We start from the raw sequence: 18,652 nt of genomic DNA on the forward strand, positions 1-18,652 counted from the left end.
TTATTTCCCTGTACTGGTATTTACAATTATGGAACGCACAGCGTCCGTTCTATAATCAACTCCTATCACAAAGTTACCGCCCTGCAGGTGTGTTATTTTTAATGGTGAACCATTGAAATTTCATTAATCTCGACCGTTTTTCCTATACCCCAGATAGCATACCATGCGATAAAGGCAAAGCAGAGAAGCGGGATAATAAAGGCAACAGACATACTGGAATTATCTGCAATAAGCCCCATTATGGGAGGACAGAATGCCCCTCCGGCTACAGCCATCACCAAAAACGAAGCGCCTTTCTTAGTAAGCGTCCCCAGATCAGCTATACCTAACGCAAATATGGTAGGAAACATAACCGACATAAAAAAATAGGTTGTAAAAAGCGCTATTACTGACAGCCACCCTAAGTCCATTATTACGAGGAAGACCAGCAATGAATTGATAACGGCATAGATGGCCAGCAAGCGTTGCGGCGCAATAAATTTCATGATGTAAGAGCCAGTCAGGCGTCCAATCCAAAAGGCTCCCATTCCGCCGATTGCCAAAATCAAAGATGCTGCCTGTTCATTATTCTTTGGCATAAAGATGTCGCCAAAGAGCCCTAAATGCCGCATCATGCTTCCAACGGGTGTCTCAAGGTCCGGTATGGCATCAGTAACATAATTGATAAAGAATGAATTGGTACCTGTTTGCGCCGCAACATAAAGAAACTGGGCAATTACCGCCACAATAAAGGCAGGGTGTTTCAGCAAATTACGCATCGGCGGGTCTTCAGCAGTTTCGGAGGAGCTTTCTTCTTTTATTTCAGGTAATCTTATGATCATAAATATGATGGCTACGACCACTACAATGCACCCTACCATCATATATGGCTTGACAAGAGAATCAAACATTTCGGCACCCTCTTTGGCTTCCGCTCCGAAAATAAACAAGCCGCCCATCAAAGGTCCCAGTATCCAACCAAGGCCATTAAACGATTGTGAGATATTAATACGCCGTGCTGCGCCTGCGTGCGGGCCAAGTATGGTAGAATAAGGGTTTGCTGCTGTTTCCAGACATGCCAGGCCACAGGCAAGCACAAACAAGGCCAGTAAGAAAGGAACAAAGGCTCCGAACTTAGCTGCAGGATAAAAAAGGAATGCTCCGGCTGCAAATAAAATGAGGCCCAGAATAATTCCACGCTGGTAGCCATATCGCTTCATAAACAAACCGGCAGGCAGCGCCATGGCCAGGTAGCCGATGTATAAAGAGAACTGAACAAAACCAGACTGGGCTTTTGAAACATGCAGGGTATCCTGAAAATGTTTGTCCAGTACATCCAACAAGCCATGCGCAAATCCCCAGAGCAGGAACAAGCTGCAAATGAATACAAAAGGCACAAAGTAGCTGGTTCCGTTTGGACCCCTAAACAGAGACGTTGGTTTATTTCTTTCCATTGTATTAACATTATGTGGGTTCATGGGCTATTGCGTTATGTATTTTGAAAGTTAATTTCAGGCAAGTTTCACTTATACATTTCAGGTGCACCGGTTATTTATAGATAGCTCCATAAGTCTGGCAGGCGCGGTAGTCTGCCCCTTCCGGGTTCATGCCAAACGCGCTCCAGGCAGATGGCCTGAATATCCTCTCCTCCTCTACATTGTGCATGCAAACCGGAATCCGCAGCATAGCAGCCAGGGTAATCAGATCAGAACCGATATGGCCGTAGCTGATAGCACCATGATTGGAACCCCAATTGGCCATTACGGAATAAACATCTCTGAAAGCACCTGCTCCTGTCAGCTTAGGCACAAACCAGGTAGTAGGCCATGTTTTGTCTGTGCGCTCATCCAGAATCTGATACACATTTTCCGGAAGATCTATCGTCCAGCCCTCAGCAATTTGCAAAACAGGCCCCTGCCCTTTGATTAAGTTAATACGGCACATCGTTACGGGCATTCCGCCCCTGGTCAGGAATTTAGAGGAGTAGCCACCGCCCCTAAAGTAACCATTATTAGCCGGATACCAGGTAGTTGCATCCAAACAAGCCTGCGCTTCTTCTTCACTGATGTCCCAGAAAGGTTTCATAGCTGGCTTTCCATCCAGTGTTTGCCGGCCTGTGCCATCTAACGTACAGGAGCCGGAATTTATAAGATGGATAAAGCCCTTCGCAGCCTGACCGTCCGGTTTCCAGCCGGAAACACGCTCTACAGCTTCCGGGCTCCAGTAAGTTCTCACATCGGCAAAGATTTGGGCCGTATTGGTGAGCAGGTATCCCAGCAGCATGGGTACGCCATTAAGCGAATCGTTCTCAGTCGCTACCATAAAGGGCGCCCTGATGCCGTTCCAGTCAAAAGAAGAGTTAAGGATTGCTTCCGGAAAATCTCCGTTCGGCAGGAAGTCCGTCCACTGCCGCTGCCCCTGAAAACCCGAAACAATGGCATTGTGTCCGAAGGCCTCTTCACCATACCCCATTTCCGCCAGCTTTTCATTCCCGATCATCAGGTCCCGGAATATCAGCGTCATTTTAACTACAAACTCCCAGTCTTTGTCTTTTTCTTCCCGGGTACTCTGTTTCTCTTCCGCATTAAAGTCTTCCCCTTCCCTGCAATTCTTTTTTGTCCAGGCAATGGCCTTTTCATACTCTTCCTGGTCAAATATATTCTTCTGGATTCTTCTTAAAACTTCTGAAGAATCTACGTATTCGTTGCGCATGCCCAGATAAGACTGGAAGAAGTCTGCATCAACAATAGAGCCTGCAATGCCCATAGACACACTGCCTATACTTAAATATGATTTGCCGCGCATATTTGCTACGGCCAAACCTGCTTTTGCGAAGCTCAGAAGCCTGGTTTTTACATCTTCCGGGATAAAAGGATCGCCTACATCCTGCACATCTTTGCCATAAATACCGAAAGCCGGTAATCCTTTCTGGTTATGGGCAGCTAAAGCGGCGGCCAGGTATACGGCTCCGGGCCTCTCAGTCCCGTTAAACCCCCAAATTGCTTTGGGTATATGCGGATTCATATCAATGGTTTCGGTGCCATAGCACCAGCAAGGTGTTACAGACAAGGAAAGGCCAACATTTTCTTTTTCAAATTTCCGCGCACAAGTTGCAGCCTCTTTCACGCCGCCTATTGTTGTATCTGCAATCACACACTGTACGGGTGTACCATCAGGGTATTTCAGCTCACGCTCAAATAATGCTGCAACATTAAGAGCCATGTTCATGGTTGGTTCTTCCAACGACTCCCGTACACCGCCTAATCTTCCATCAATAATAGGACGTATCCCAATCTTTGGGTATTCTCCTGTTTTTGCTGTCATAAACTTTATTTTCCTGTGTTAATGATCTTGCTTTTATTCACCTGGTAGCATTATTCTGTAAAGGCGTTTTGTACAGAATCTAAGGAGATCCCAAAAACTTTTTGTGCTATCTTGTCAAGCGCAGGTTTATCACCTGTAAAATGAAATACATTGTGCTGATGTTCGAGCGTTTGTCCCGGCTTCAGGAATGCTGCCGGTGATACACTTTCAATCTCATAGAAAGGCCCCATCTGGCTTCCGTCTTCTAAAGGACCGTCGTTATATGCGTTAACAGCATCTCCTTTCAGCGGATCTTTCTCCGCCGTCCACTCCTGGTTCAGGTAAGTACCCTTGTTTTCTACGTCAAAAGTGGTAACGGTGAGCACATTGTTAGCAGGGTCGTAGCTGCCTGCTACCGGCTTGGCTCTTTCAGGCGGCAGGCCCAATTTACCCCTGGATTTACCATCTGCTTTAAAGTACAGAATACCATTTTTGTAAACTACCCGATCAGGTGGAATCTGCCCGAAATAATCTGTGGTAGCTACTTTTCCTTCTGCCTCCTCGTTGTAGGGCACCAAAATAACTGTTCCCGGAGATGGACTAAACATATCCAGCATCCATATACAGGGCGCGCCCGTTTCTTTGTTCCAAGCTTCGTCTCCTGCATTCGTAATGGCGTTATCTGTTTTGAAGCCTACTGCTTTTACCTTATCATCCGTACTGATCCCGAGCATATCTGCAATTTCTGCTTTGCTTAGCAGCTGGATATCACGTTTAATTTTTATTTCAAGTGGTGTGCCTATATAGTTAGTAACGGAAGTTTCTTTTCCAAGAGAAACTTTATCCTTGCTACTGGAAAGCACTTTCCATTTTTCGGTATCAACTGATGCCGGCGTAACCCAGTTATCAAATACCATGTCCGCTTCAGGCTTAAAAAAGACAGAGAACTTTCCACCTTCAGGTCCTAACCAGAAGCGGTTCTCTCCGCCATAGGCATTCATGTGCGGGTCTTTCTCACCACTAAAAGCTTCATAATTTATCCAGCCGAAACTTCTGCCATCCAAACCGCCGGCTGTAGAGGTAAAAACTTTGCCCTGATACTTTGCCGATACTATCACCTGGCTTTCTCCATTTTCATCCTTCAGCACAATAAGGCTGTCGTCTTGGCCTTTAAGGAAGTTTATGTCGTATCCGAAAGTGCCTGTTGCGTAGGACTCGCCAGCTTCTTCCTCATTTTTATTTTCAGTGGGTTGACATGCCTGTGTGCTCATAACTAACATGAATATTAAGAATGGCCGTAAATTTTTCATGGATTTGATTTTAACATTTATAATTCTGTGTCAGGAGAATATATCGCGCTATGACCATAAACAGGCACAGGCAGAACTGTAGACAGATAAATTATTTCTATTCCTAAGATTAAGTATAAAGAACAACTGTAGCAACGCCAATGGTTAATCGATTAAATGCTTTAGAGGTATAAACCCAGATTCGCATCCCTCATACAAGGCCACTCGACTTACGAATTACCAGTTCCGGATCAAGGTGCACCTGGCTTATGCCCCCATCGCTGCCGGACATCTGAGCAAGTAAGAGCTGAACAGACTTATTGCCTAGTTCCACCACCGGCTGCCGCACAAAAGTTAAGGGGCAATAGTAAAAATCAAATGCCTCGCCTTCATCAAAGCTAACAATAGCTAAATCGTCTGGAACCTTCAACTTTAAGCTGTCAATATACTTGAGGCCGTTAATGGCAAGCGTGTTAGTGGCAAAAAAGAGCGCATCAATCGCATCATCCGACGCCAGCATTTCCTCAACTGCAGTTTTCACCTCGTTCTTAATATCGCCATGCCTTACCTCTTTCAACCAATTTTCATCAGGCGACAGTCCGCTGTCCCGCAATGCCTCCTGGTACCCGCGTTTTCTTTCCTGCATATGAAACAAACTGGTTTTATAGGCCAGCATGCCAATCCGCTTTCTACCTGCCTTTGCAAGGTGCATCACGGCATCGTAAGCAGCTTTATAGTTATTAATGGCGACGAAACTCGATGAAATCTCAGGAAAGTACCTATCAATCAGCACAAAGGGTACTTTCTGATCTTTAAGGTACAATATCTGCTCTTCGGAGGCCTCTGAAGGTACTATAATCAGGCCATCCACCTGCCTGTTCAGCAACACATTAATAAGGTCCCAGGCTCTTTCCGGACACTCATCAGAACTTCCGAATATAACAGTATAGCCGTGCTTGTTGGCTTCGTCCTCCACCACCCTGGCGATGGTAGCGAAGAAAGGGTTTGACACATCGGCAATGATCAACCCCAAGGTATTTGTCCGGCCCATTTTCAGGCTCTTGGCAATCTGATTAGGCTGATAATTAAGTTCTTTGGCAGCAGCTTTAATTCTGTTTGCTACCTCCTCACTTACTTTGCCTTCCTTACCCGTGCTTAACGCGTAAGAAACTGCAGCAGTAGAAACACCCACTTTCTGCGCTATGTCTTTTAAAGATACTTTGTTTCTCATGTACTCAGAGCATTAGCGGCTATCCATATTATTGTGAGCCGTCAACAGCATTTTATTATAGTAAATATATAGTTAATCGATTAAATAAACAACCGTTCAGAGCAAATTTTTAGTTGTAATTATAATTCGTAAAGACCATTAAATTATACAAACCTTTTACTTTAAAGCTCCCACGGGAGCCAAACGGTTACACTCTCATAAAATGTTTCCTGCTTATAAGAAGCAAGGCACAGCAAAAGCAGGCACAGTTGTAAAAAGCATTTCATCTGAACTGACAGCATCAGTATTGATGCTTTGATGCAGGCAAGCGCTTGAAAAGTTGCGTTCTGCCTGAGGTCAGGTGCCGGAATTCTCCTGTTCTATTTATCACACTTGATGTTGTCTTACGCTGCACTTAATCTTCTTCTATTTAGCAGCAGCCAGCAGGTCCGCAATTTTCATCTTTTATTTTCTTTATCAGTTGCCCTGCGCGCAGCTCTTCTGCAGTTGCCCATCTGATATCATCTACAATAACCTCTATCCTGAAATCATCATCTGCCTCTGCAAAACCTTCTTCCTGAGAAATCAGAATTTCTTTTTCTTCGCCAATTGTTAAGCCAGCTAAATTTGCTTCCAGAGCAGGGCGGATACTCCCGGCCCCATGCAAATACTTAACAGGTGCATCCGCCAGCGTATTTTCAAGAATCTCTCCTTTGCTGTTAAACATGATGTACCTGATGGATACGACTGTTTTATCTGCGACTTGTATCATCATAACCTATTACATAACACTATACGCTTCTCATGAAAGCATAAATCTTTTACAACTACCTTAATCTTCGATCCTGTGTGTTGGTGCAGGATATCCGGGTTGAAAGGCGGCCATTTCCCCTTCCACAATGCTGCATCCTGGCTGGGTTCGCAATGCTGCCACAGCATCAGCTACAAGCCTTTGCAAGGCATCGGGTTCAGCCTGCACTCTGGCATTGATGAACATGTGAAGGTTCTTTATTCCGGCATCTTTGTAATCAGGCGCGGCAGCAGGCTGATCTGCAGCGGTAAAGCTTATCCTTTTCTGCAGTATGCCATCATCCATCAGGAATTTCAGATGGCCAATTGGGAATTCCTGTTCTTTAACTTTTGCGTAGATGCTGTTGAGCAAAGTATAGCCAAGGGTAAGCGCATTCCCTGTGCTGGTATAAATTTCAATCTCTTTGTCCAGCCAGGCCAGTTCCGCTTCGCCGGCTCCATACTTGTCATAATCCAGTTCCAACGATGCCCGTTTGTCCTGGAGCTGAAAACTATTTAGTGTCTCCAGCCAGTGTTGTATGTCTTCCCCGTCAAAGGAATTCTGATACAAAGTCACTTTACCAGGATAGTGCTTGTGCATAAGTTGCTTTACTTCCCCGATTTGCGCTGCAGTAAGTAAATCTATCTTGGTTATGACCAGCACATCCGCTTCCTCCAGCTGCTTTTTATAGATATAATTCACATTGTCAGCAAATAAGCGGGAATCCTGAATCAGGATTGGCAAGGTATGGGCATCTGCAAAAACTGAGACGACAACTTCTAAATTCGGATGAAACTGCAGAAACGGCTTTACAATTGTTGCAACTAAATCTGTGCACGAACCTACAGCCTCAGCAAATATAATTTCCGGTTGATATACGTCCTGCAGTAACCGGATGCTATGCTCCAACTGATCGTATTTACAACAAAAACAGCCGGACGACACTTCCAAAGCAGGAATGTTTGCGCCCCTTATGAGTCTAGTATCTATCAGTTGCTCTCCCTGGTCGTTTGTAATCACGGCTACGCGGCTTCCTTTCTGCAATAACTGTAAAGATGCCTGCTGTATAGCTGTCGTTTTTCCGCTGCCTAAAAACCCACCTGTCAGAAATAACTTCATACACGTTTATCTTACCTTATGTCCTGTCATCAAAATATTAAGATTCCTTCTACACTAACCTGGTCTTCTTTCCAGATACCATCACCCGCTTCACCGGAATTTTTCCATGAACAACGTGTAGCGACGGTTTGCCCTGTTGAAACGAAACTGTTCCAAATCCTTTGTCAGTTGAGATGAAGCAGGTAAAATCTCCTATTTTAGAATCGATGTACAAAGTATCATCCACAGCATCATACCTTGTTCCTGTGAGCCCCTGCAGCATACCGTAACTGGACATAGCCCTGGCATACCAATGGCCGCACTCGTACTCATTAAACGGATTGCGGATACGGCCATCGTAGCGGTCACGGCAGGCGCGCACAATATCCAAGCCTTCATCGAGCTGCCCCTGAAGCATAAGGTGAGAAGCCACCTGGTATTCAATACCTGTCCAGACTTCGTTGCTGTAAACAAAAGGCAGTGAAAGCATGCCTCCTTTGGGCCAGGAACAAAGCAATAGTCCTCCTTCCTTGCCAAGCGCATAAGCAGGGCGTTGCGGGTTGACGTGATCGCTCAGATCCTGCTTCAGGTTATACTTATGGACAGCGAGCAAATGGCTCTTTATCTTCTTATCATCCACCGGTTCATCAAGTCCGCACATTCTGGCTATCCAGCCGCCAAGCACGCCATCAGACAGGCAGCCCTTGCCATACTGATACTTTGGCCCCTCCTTCTTTAATACCTCCAGCGCCTCCTCTGTATACTGTGTATGGAAAGATTGCGCCTTGACAGGATCCGGGGCCTCCAATCCTGTCCATTGTATGTCCTGGATAAAGTACTCTCCATCGTATAAGTTCTCCTCCATATACTCTTTGCCCCTCGCATAAAGCTTCCTGTACTGCGAGGTATCCTCTTTCAGGAACCGGCCCATTTCCGTGATGGCACTTAGGGCACCCAGGTAAAAGCTGGTAATCATTCCATTCGGCCCCCAGAACTCAATATCATACGTGTTATGGTGTGGCTCCTCTACGATGCCTTTGCTTTTGGGATCCCAGGTACGGATGCAATAATCCATACTTGTTTTTACCATGGGGTACATTTTATTGAGCCATTCATTGTCGCCGCTGATGCGCCACTCACGATATACTTTCATGATGCCTCCCAGCTGCCCGTCGGCGGCAGAATGGAAGTCGTGCTTGAGCGGCGAAATCGGCAAATTTGCCCTGAAAGCCTGATGTCCTTCCGCATTCTGGTCTTCGCAGAACTCCGTATGGCGCAAACTTCGCTCCAATGCCGGAAAGAGGTGGGGAACGGCCTGTGCATAGTTCCATACATGGGTACAGGAGCCATGACAACAGCCCCACTCGTCGCTGCATCCTTCCCAGTTCCACATCCGCCCATCGTACTGCCGCATCACGGTCGGTGACTTCAGAATAGTCAGGTTAGCGGCTACCGCCTCCATTACCTCGGCAGGAAGCGTGCTGGCATAAAAGGCATCTCTGAAAAGCGCTGATTTTTTGTGAAGCTCATTATAGTTATCCTGCCAGTAAGCGGCAACCTCCTGCACATTTTTAAACCTACTGCTGTACCATGGTTTATAGGTAGACGAATAAGAAGCCTTATTAACTCCGATACCAAGATCGGCCGTGGTAGTGCAGGCGCCGCTACCAGCAACCTTTTCTCCCATATGCAGATCAGAATCCGGTACGTACCATGCCATCATCACGCGAATGGTTTTCTCCCCGCCCGGTTGCAGTGAAAACGGCACAAACAAGGAAGCTCCAGGCGCATCCGCCTCTACAGGTTCCGTCGCCTTTACCTTACCCGCTTTAATGGTGTTCCAGATCATGGTAAGCGGATCGAACCAGCCGCCACGGAACCAGCAGTGATCAACTACTGTCTTATCCTCGTTTGTGAAGATGGCAAAGTCCGTTTTCAGGTGAGGTTTTTCTTCCGTTCCCTCCTGCGATAGCACAAAGCCGTTCGTTATCTTATTAACTGTTCCCTTTTCTCCGTTCTGCACAACAAAGTTCCGGGAGTTGTAGGAGAAAACAGCTTCTACAGGTCTATTTCCAGTATTCTTAAAATGATATTCCAGTGCCCCAATCGGAAGGCTTGAATTATCCTCATCTGTTGGGGTAAAAGGGCTCCAACCCACTACTTGTATATCAAGCGGCACATCTTCATCCTTCAGGTCGACAGTGCCGAAAGGAAAGCGGGCAACAAAGGCTGCATTACTAAAATGCGGCAAGCCAAACACAGCGCCATGCGCACCATTGCCTGTACCCCGCTGCCCGAAAATCTTCCAGTCCGGCACTGGTCCTTCAAGCACTTTCGCTCCCTTTTCCAGGCCTTTTACCGCGATAGCAGCAAACATACTTGGCTCATGGTACACCTCAGGCTTGTGCCGGATGGACATATGTGAGACGGTTCCGGTACCTTCAAGGCAGAACATGCCGGCTCCCATACCTCCAATCGGAAAGGCCACACGGTTTAAATTATCGCCTGTATATGCCGCATTATACTTACGTGTTCCGGCCCTTTCTTTTTTCTCCTGTCCCTTGTAATCAGAAGCCTGGCTGCTTTCTTTATCCGGCAATGCAGGTTGTGCAAACAGGGAGCCGGGCACTGTGGCAGCAGTTAAGCTACTTACACCCAGCTTTTTCAAGAAGGAACGGCGGTTATTTTTTTCTTCCATAATTCAATACTGTTTCTCCTCCTCCGTATTGAAGGAAAATATATTCATTGATATGCTGCACCCGGGTGAGCTGATTTAGCCCAATGGTATTCCGGTTTAATTGTATCCGCAGCTACTACCACCTGCACAAAATATATGAACAGCTTAAGTATAAGGACTACAAAACGGTAAAATCCCTTATACTAACTCATCCTGTTATCCTGACATACTTAACATTATGCTTTAAGCTATTGCTGCTTTTCAAGGAAAATTTTGTGGATATAAATGTCTTTTTTGGCATCAGCCGGCAGTTTATCCTTAATTACAACTGTAATGGTATTGGTGCCTTTTTCTATGTTTAAGGTGCCCATAAGCTCTTTCTCCACTAAAATATTTTCCTTTGCCTCACTGTTAATCAATCCGCTTACCGGATTCTGCCTTTGATTTACCTGAAATGTTCCGCATGTAGGGCACTTGAAATAAGACAGGTATAGCTTATACTTTCCATCTGAGGGAACATCCAACCTGAATTTGGCTGAGCCGTTCTGCCTGCCGGACAGCTTATAAATATCATATGTGTTGTTGCTGGTTTTATCAGTCAGATTTTCATAAGTTATACTTGAGCCAAAACCCAAAGCGCTGATCGGCAATAATTGCGTCCAGTATTCGAGCTTTTGAGGAGGATTTATTTCCAGCAAAGCAGCCGTAGGAGCTACATTTTCTTTGGGCGGCGCATCACTGTAATAAAAGGCCACGGAAGTATAATCTACCGGAATTTTATTTCCTTCGGGGCCATGCTCTATGGTCTGCAAAATGCTTTTATTGAAAGAAACCTTATCAGTGATATAGAAACGGTAGCCTCCTGTTTGCGCTAACGGAACTGAATAGGTCAGGGCGCCATGTACCGGAAGGCTATACCCCTGATCCCATCGGTCTGCCAGGGCATACCAGCCGCCGTTAAAAAGATCTTCAGAGCCTGTTCCATGGAAACGCAACTCTCCATCCACCACCGTTGAATCATCTCCTTCAAAGAAAATCGTCATGCCGGGGTTTAAGCCTTGCGCCTGTAAGATGATGCCGACCTCATGGCCTCTGCCGCTGGCTTTAAGCAATTGGTAAGGCTTGCCTTTCTCCGGGTTTATCTCTCTTCGCCATTTCACATAAAGTTTGCCTTCATCCGGCTTTCGCTTTTCCTGCACGTAAAAGACCTTTACTTTAAACAGAACCGGCTCACCCGTTTGCTGCGGTCGCTGCAAGTATGCTAAATCTATACTTGCGCTTTTCTCAAAGGGCATCGGCAAGTAACTATAATGTATGTTATCCCGCACACCTACCAGTAAAGATCGCATGGCAGGTTTGCCAAAAGCATAGCCGAAGAAATCTGTAACAGGACTGTTGATCGCATTTACTTTTTCGCCATCCCACTTTGCCTTTAGGATAATGTCCTTGAAGTTACTCTCCAGGGAGGTGAGCGGCGTTAATTCAAATCCGATTATTCTTCCGCCCTTACTCGTCTTAAACAAATTAGCCGTTTGTCCGGGCTGTACAGTCACCGTCTTTTCATCAACCGCAATTTTATCGGAGGTGTTTGCCGCATAAAACTGATTCAGGTTATTGCCATAGCTACTCCATACTTCTGCAGCATGTGCTATAGCCTCTTTTTCCTGATCCGACAGCGCTTTGGGAAAGGATGCACCATTGTCGGAAGCATCCAGTTCTCTGTACTGCAGCTGAAAAAACTGCATTCTTTCTCCTTTGAATACTACCTTACAAGATTTTTGATATGGTATCGGAATGTAGCAATAATACCCTCCTACTTCATTTCCAACAATGGGGCGCACAAAGGGATAAACTTTACCTGTAAAGAGATCAATGAACTTCACACTGATTCTGGGTTTTGATTCTCCGTCGAAATAAAACTGTATGGTATCCTCAGTCGGTGTAGGCGTCCATATCCGCTGAATGACACCCGGCCCTTTCAGATCTGCTATAACCAGGTTATTGCCCTCTTTCCTCAGGTATGAGTGTTTTCCGGAGAACCCGTCATCATTTCCCCCGCTTGGATCATAGCTGGAAAGCTGCCTGACATCTGTCTCCCCTCTGAACCGGGGCAAAAGATCGATCCTGTAAAGCCGTTGTAATTCCTTCAGGAAATCTGCTGAGCAATTAACGGCGCTGCTGCATAGCAGAAAGCACACGATACTAATCCGTACTATTTCTTTCATATTCTATTGTTCAAGTATGTACACGTGTATTCTCAGAATTATTGTTCTGGAGTTAACGCCAGGGTAGCGGGGCATTATCCCGTATTGTCTTAACAGACTACTATACTTGTATCTGCAGCCTTGCTTTGCACTTATTCAACTGTATCAGGTGTGGTTAACAGTTGCTTTATAACAGTATTTTTACTCCTGCCCAGAAGCCCCTGCAGAGGCAAGACGCTATAAATTACATCGTACCTCTGCATTGGCTTATAAGGAATTGCAATACCAGCCTGCTGCCTGTTAAAAAGCTACTGTAGTACCAGGCGACAACCGCAAATCTGAGCGATATGGATCTGTTGTATCAACTTTCCCCTGCACTTTAACTGTAAACTTGTACTTTTTAGAAGCATCATAAGGTGAGTAAACAAAGCTTTCCGGGGCATCATCCACAACCAGCGTACCTGCACTCTGACCATCAACTGAAATCCTGATAAAAACAGAAACAGGTTCTATTATATCGTCTGGCAGCGTAGACGGGAGATCCCATGTAAGAATAGCATCACTGCCGGATATAGTATAATCCAGGTTTGTAACCGGTGCAATTGGCTCACCGGGTTTAGAGAGAACAATATCTTCTTCCTTGCAACCGGCAGCAAACAGAACGCAGATAATTGAAATATAGAAAATATATTTTTTCATAACACAAAGCATTAAAGTTTTTTATATTAATAGCCTACATTTTGCTTATAAACACCTTGTGACCAGTTCATCTGTGCTTGCGGGATTGGCAGGTATTCATCCCGGCCCTTGGTAAAGTAGGCTATCTCAATCCATGAATGCCGTTTGCTTTCTTTCTCGAAGTAAGTATTCATCACCTCTGCTGCTATACCCCAGCGCACTAAGTCATAGAACCGGCGTCCTTCCATAGCCATCTCTAACCGGTTCTCCCAAACCAGTGCTTCCCAGGCGGTATTCTTATCCCAGTTTATATTCACACCATCAACATAAGGCTCTACTTTGTAAGTAACCGGAAAACTACCATCGGGCAGCTTTAACCTGCCTGTGCTGTTTGCTGCACGTTCCCTGATCTGGTTAATGATTGGAAGCGCTTCCTGCTCGCGACCGAGCTGAATAAGTATTTCGGCTTTCCAAAGCAAGACCTCATCGTACCGGACTTCCATTTGATTCTTAGAATTATACATCCAGAACTCATCATACAAGCCCGGGCTGTCGGTACGGACATTCTCCTTCATCGAATGAAAATAGCCATACGTGGCGGGTTGCCTTGAGCCAGTGCTGTCATATAATATATCCTGGTATTTCCATGGAAAATCCGGAATGGCAACCGTATGCCCTAATCTTGGATCCCAGGTATTATTGGCAAAATAGGGCAGCTCATTAGTGGTTTCTGCGCTAGCAGATGCAGTTACCTCAGCGTCATTATAGGTATCAAAGAGTGGCAGGCCCTGGTCGTCTACTCTAAATGCATTTACCATATTGTAGGATGCTTTGTGGAAATCGCAGCAACTAAAATAAGGATTCCACCAGGGAGCCGTGAGTCCGTTCCCCTCATTTAAATTTCCACGCGGCGTACCATCATCAATGGTGAACTGTAATTCCCAAATCGACTCGGGCGAAGCATTATCATATTCCAGTAAAAAATTTTGCGCAAAATCAGGTGCAAGGCTATACTTACCGCTGTTTATTATACTGTTACAGTATTCCAGGGCTTCTGTCAGTTTTGCAGCATCAATACCCGTCACCTGATTTCTCTCATCTTCAGGGTAAGCCATCCAAAGTAATGTTTTGGCCAGAAATGCTTCTGCCGCATACTTAGTGGCCCGGCCCACTTCTGCCTGCGATTCCGGCAGGTTCTCGGCGGCAAACTTGAAGTCTTCGTATATCTTTTGCCAAAGCCCCAAATCATTTACGGCATCATCAGGATGGTTCGATATAGTAGGGATTTCTTCTACAGTTGCATTTTCATCGATATAGGGTATCCACCTATAACGTTGTTTTAACTTAAGATACATCCACCCCCTGAGGAAACGCAATTCTGCAAGGCGGCTTGTCTTTAAAGGGTATGTCGCTTCATCCATCCTGTTGACAGCGTTTATGGCAGTGTTAACCCTTGATATGCCGCTGTAGGTCTGGAACCATACGCCATCATTATTGCCAACATTAGGATTTACCAGTGAGAAAACTTCCATCTGATACCAGGCAGGCTGATCATCCAGTCCTCCGCCACCTTTATAAGCATCATCTGACCTGATGCTAGCAATCCAGGGATTCATAGTATCGAAAGCACCTACTCTGGGCAGGTATGCATAAGCAGCCGTAACAAGGCCATCCGTATACTCAGGGCTGGTAAGCTGCTCTTCTGTTATAATTCCTTTGGGATTAACATCTAAGTAATCCTTGCAGTTAGTCGTTGATATAACTAACAGCCCTGATATTATATAGCTTAATAACCTTCTTTTCATGGTATAATTCTTGAAGTTTTTCATACTTAGTCATTATTAAAAGGAAACACGCACACCAGTCATAAACATCTGAGGCCGCACGTATGGGCTTGAATATTCGTTCGCCTTCGACGGGTTCTCCGGGTCAATACCAGTATAAGCATCATCTCCCCACCATTTTTTTAAGTTAACGATGTTCTGGGCATTCACATAAATGCGGCAATCTTTCATGCCTACCTTTGATATCAGGTTTACCGGAAGGGTATAGCCCAGTTCGATTTGTCTTAGCTTTAAGTAGGAACCAGATTCCATAAAGTAAGTAGATGGCCTGCGTTCGTCGTTCTGGTTTATCAATGAAAGTGCAGGTATGTCGGAGTCGGGGTTGGCAGGTGACCAAGCTCCCAGAAGCCGGGTGGCATGGTTAAATCCACTTTGTGTCCATACATTCCAGAAGTCGCTGTATGTTTTCCAGTCATTTCTCACAGTATTGCCTGCTATTCCCTGCCAGAACATAGAAAAGTCGAAGTTCTTAAACCTGGCATCAAAAGTTAAACCGTACATAAAGTCAGGGTCGCTTACTCCTATCCAGGTGCGATCATGCTCCCACGTAATGCGGCCATCACCATCTAAATCTTTATACCGGATTCTGCCAAGCCCTTTTCCCTGCTGCTCTGCGGAGTTATCAACTTCTTCCTGTGTCTCAAAGAGCCCATCCGCAATAAACCCGTAAGCTGAATTCAGTGGCCTTCCCAGGATATTGTCATCCAGGCCATTGCCGCCGTAAGTAAACTTTACTGATTCAGGCAAATCATCGATTGTATTCCGGTAGGAACTGATGTTTCCGCTTATAGAGTAGGAAAAATCACTTGAAGGGTTTGCAAAGTAAGTCAAGATCAACTCAACCCCTTTGTTCGTCATGTTTGCTGCATTTATCCACTGATATCCGCCTTCTCCGATCGCGGCTATGTAAGGAGGTTCATACAACATGCCGTTCGTTACTTTGTAGAAGTAATCAACAGATCCTGATAACGCCCCGTTAAATAAGCCAAAGTCCAATCCTACATCAGTTTGGGTGGTGGTTTCCCACTTCAGATTCTGGTTTCCGATATGCCTTCTGCGATATCCGGAATAAAGAGTGCCGGTTTCATTTCCTGCAAGACCATAACCTGTGGAGCGGTAATCTGCATCGTAGAAATTAACCAGTGCATTGGTGGGAATATTGGAATTACCGTTCTTACCCCAGCTTGCCCTCAACTTTAAATCCGAGATAAGAGCTACATTATTTTTGATAAAGTTCTCCTCGCTTAATCTCCATCCTGCAGAAACGGCCGGAAAGAAACCATACTGGTTGTTTATACCAAATTTAGAGGAGCCGTCATAACGTAACGTCGCTGATAACAGATACTTCTGGTTGTACACGTAATTGAACTTAGAAAAATACGATAGCAGCGCCCATTCATCACCGCCCCCGTAAACTTCCTGGTTGCCTGTTGCAGAATTTAAATAAGCATAATCATAATTTTCGAATTCAATATCCTTCCGAAACCCGTTAATGTCTTCAAACTTGTACTTCACTGCCTCTATTCCTGCCAGGAAATTTAATTCGTGGTTGCCAACATTCAGATCATAGTTTAATGTATTGGTCCAGGTGGTGGTCAGCGCATGGGACTGATAATTTCTAACCCCGTTGTTATCATCATGCTTTCCGCCGCCTTCCTGCCAGGTAAAATCTATGTGCCTGAAATAGCCAGAGGAATAGTCAGCCCCAAACAGTGTCTTCAGGTTCAGATTCTTTAATAATTTCAGATTAGCATATATGCTACCCAGCACATTGGTTTGGTTCCTGGTATTATCTTTTTCCATTGTCAACATCCTGATCGGATTATTATAATCATCCATTCCCAGGTCATAGGCAGTTCCTCCCCAGCCTCCGTCGGTGGTATATACCGGAATGATAGGAGGCATGGTAAGAAAGGAGTGGCTATGATTTTGATCCTGAATTCTGGAATTTGATAAAGAGAGGTTTTCTCCTATTGTCAAATGATCTTTAATCAAATCATACTCAGAGTTCAGGCGCAGAGAATATCTTCGGAACCCGGTATGAATCTGTGTTCCCCGGTTTTCATAAAAGTTAAGAGAAAGCAAAGTAGTAGCCCGTTCTGTTCCATTAGATATCGTCAGCTGGTGGTTATTTTGGAGTCCTAACTGCGACCCCTCTTTAAACCAGTCGGTATCAGCTGATGGCATAGTATGTGCAGCATTCAACCACTCAATCGGCGTTACTTCATCCAGCACAGCGACTCCGTTATCTCCAAGGTGCCAGTCAAAGTCATAAATCTGCGTAACTTCATTCGGATCTCTGCCATCATTAATTGCCGCCTGCCAGAGGGCCTGCCCATACTGTTGGGTATTCATTAAGTCGATTCTGTTCATAAAGCTGGAAATACCAACAGATCCATCATATGTTATCCGGGTTTCGCCGGCCTTTCCCTTCTTGGTTTCAATAAGAATAACCCCGCTTGCTGCCCTGGAGCCATAAATACTGGCCGAGGCTGCATCCTTCAAAACCTGCATAGAAGCAATATCATTGGGATTGATATCTCTTAAGTTGATATTTGTAGGTAATCCGTCAATAACTATCAGTGGAGGGGCAGACCGCATCGAGGTTAATCCGCGTATCTGAACATTGGCATTTCCCACAGGGCTTCCGTCTGTCGTAATCTGCATACCCGGCACCCTGCCCTGCAGTCCTTGCATCACATTCGAGTAGTTATTCTTTTCAATGATATCAGAGGACACTACTGCTATCGAGCCTGTTAAATCTGCTTTCCGTTGGGTCATGTAGCCTGTTACTACAACCTCCTCCAGCGCTTCCGTATCTTCCTGAAGCTGAATATTGAGGTTAGTTTGCCCGTTTACAGGTACTTCCTTTGTGGTGAATCCAATGAACGATACTATTAAGACGTCATTTTCATCTGCTTCTATTGTAAAGATGCCTTCGGCATTCGTAGCCGTGCCGGCAGTTCCGTTTTTAACCCGCACCGTTACCCCCGGCAATGGGTTGCCATTTCCGTCTGTAATCTTACCTGTTACAGTTAACCGCATTAACTTATCATTTCCAGCCAAATCAGACAGGTTGGTTCTGCCAGTTAAATTCCTTTCCGTAAAGATGAAATCATTAGCGCGTGTCGGTTCTGCATAAGAATTTGTGATTCCTAGGCAGGGCGCAAGAACAGTTAGCACTATAACCTGCTTCCAACTTGCTTTATGCCACCTTTGTAAAAGAGTGAAAGATTTTTTCATCATATTATAACTTTAGTTTAAACAGTTAATTAAAGCCTCACCTGTTGAAGCTGCTCCTGAAAGGAATTGCTATTCCCTTTTCTTGTCTTGCTATTGCCTTAATCCCGAGCCTCCTTTCTCTTTATTGTGAAAGCCTTATAGTCTGGCATTATTCAAATATTTATCTCTGACTAAGAACCCTGTATGGCGCAGAAAGCCAAACCAGCTTCATCCATATGTTGTGTGGCTTTTAATTAACTTCGAGGTCATTTTTGGAAGGGAGCTTGGGGAAAGGAGCATGTGGTTCTGCCTGGTACCAGTACACCACCGAGCTCATATCCGACTGCTGGGGCAGGTA

General features: G+C 45.2%; 11 protein-coding genes. All 11 read right to left on the reverse strand.

From position 1 onward, the window contains the following. Positions 1-98: 98 nt before the first annotated feature. On the reverse strand, positions 99-1,433 hold the full coding sequence (gene fucP / locus I2I11_RS20640) for an L-fucose:H+ symporter permease (protein WP_196269651.1): 1,335 nt from the start codon (positions 1,431-1,433) through the stop codon (positions 99-101). Positions 1,434-1,527: 94 nt separating this feature from the next. Further along, positions 1,528-3,303 (reverse strand): L-fucose isomerase, encoded by a 1,776-nt coding sequence (locus I2I11_RS20645; RefSeq protein ID WP_196269652.1) that lies wholly within the window; start codon positions 3,301-3,303, stop codon positions 1,528-1,530. Between the two features lie 50 nt (positions 3,304-3,353). Continuing rightward, positions 3,354-4,553, reverse strand: coding sequence for a DUF6786 family protein (locus I2I11_RS20650; protein WP_230680530.1), 1,200 nt, complete (start codon positions 4,551-4,553; stop codon positions 3,354-3,356). 229 nt (positions 4,554-4,782) lie between these two features. After that, on the reverse strand, positions 4,783-5,802 hold the full coding sequence (locus I2I11_RS20655; protein WP_196269654.1) for a LacI family DNA-binding transcriptional regulator: 1,020 nt from the start codon (positions 5,800-5,802) through the stop codon (positions 4,783-4,785). 409 nt (positions 5,803-6,211) lie between these two features. Then, entirely contained in the window at positions 6,212-6,556 is a 345-nt protein-coding gene (locus I2I11_RS20660; RefSeq protein ID WP_425474772.1) for an FKBP-type peptidyl-prolyl cis-trans isomerase, read from the reverse strand. Positions 6,557-6,613: 57 nt separating this feature from the next. Beyond that, positions 6,614-7,690, reverse strand: coding sequence for a GTP-binding protein (locus I2I11_RS20665; RefSeq protein WP_196269656.1), 1,077 nt, complete (start codon positions 7,688-7,690; stop codon positions 6,614-6,616). A 49-nt stretch (positions 7,691-7,739) separates the two neighbouring features. Then, complete coding sequence (locus I2I11_RS20670; RefSeq protein WP_196269657.1) at positions 7,740-10,367, reverse strand: GH116 family glycosyl hydrolase; 2,628 nt, start codon at positions 10,365-10,367, stop codon at positions 7,740-7,742. A gap of 227 nt (positions 10,368-10,594) precedes the next feature. Beyond that, positions 10,595-12,571: a glycoside hydrolase family 172 protein gene (locus I2I11_RS20675; RefSeq protein WP_196269658.1), complete on the reverse strand. Its 1,977-nt coding sequence runs from the start codon at positions 12,569-12,571 to the stop codon at positions 10,595-10,597. A gap of 279 nt (positions 12,572-12,850) precedes the next feature. Beyond that, a complete protein-coding gene (locus I2I11_RS20680; RefSeq protein WP_196269659.1) occupies positions 12,851-13,249 on the reverse strand; it encodes a DUF4945 domain-containing protein in 399 nt (132 codons plus the stop codon). Between the two features lie 26 nt (positions 13,250-13,275). Further along, a complete protein-coding gene (locus tag I2I11_RS20685; RefSeq protein ID WP_230680532.1) occupies positions 13,276-15,057 on the reverse strand; it encodes a RagB/SusD family nutrient uptake outer membrane protein in 1,782 nt (593 codons plus the stop codon). Positions 15,058-15,069: 12 nt separating this feature from the next. After that, positions 15,070-18,117 (reverse strand): SusC/RagA family TonB-linked outer membrane protein, encoded by a 3,048-nt coding sequence (locus I2I11_RS20690; protein ID WP_196269660.1) that lies wholly within the window; start codon positions 18,115-18,117, stop codon positions 15,070-15,072. Positions 18,118-18,652 lie beyond the last annotated feature (535 nt).

Origin of the sequence: Pontibacter rufus (assembly GCF_015694705.1) — a bacterium.
Lineage (GTDB): Bacteria > Bacteroidota > Bacteroidia > Cytophagales > Hymenobacteraceae > Pontibacter > Pontibacter rufus.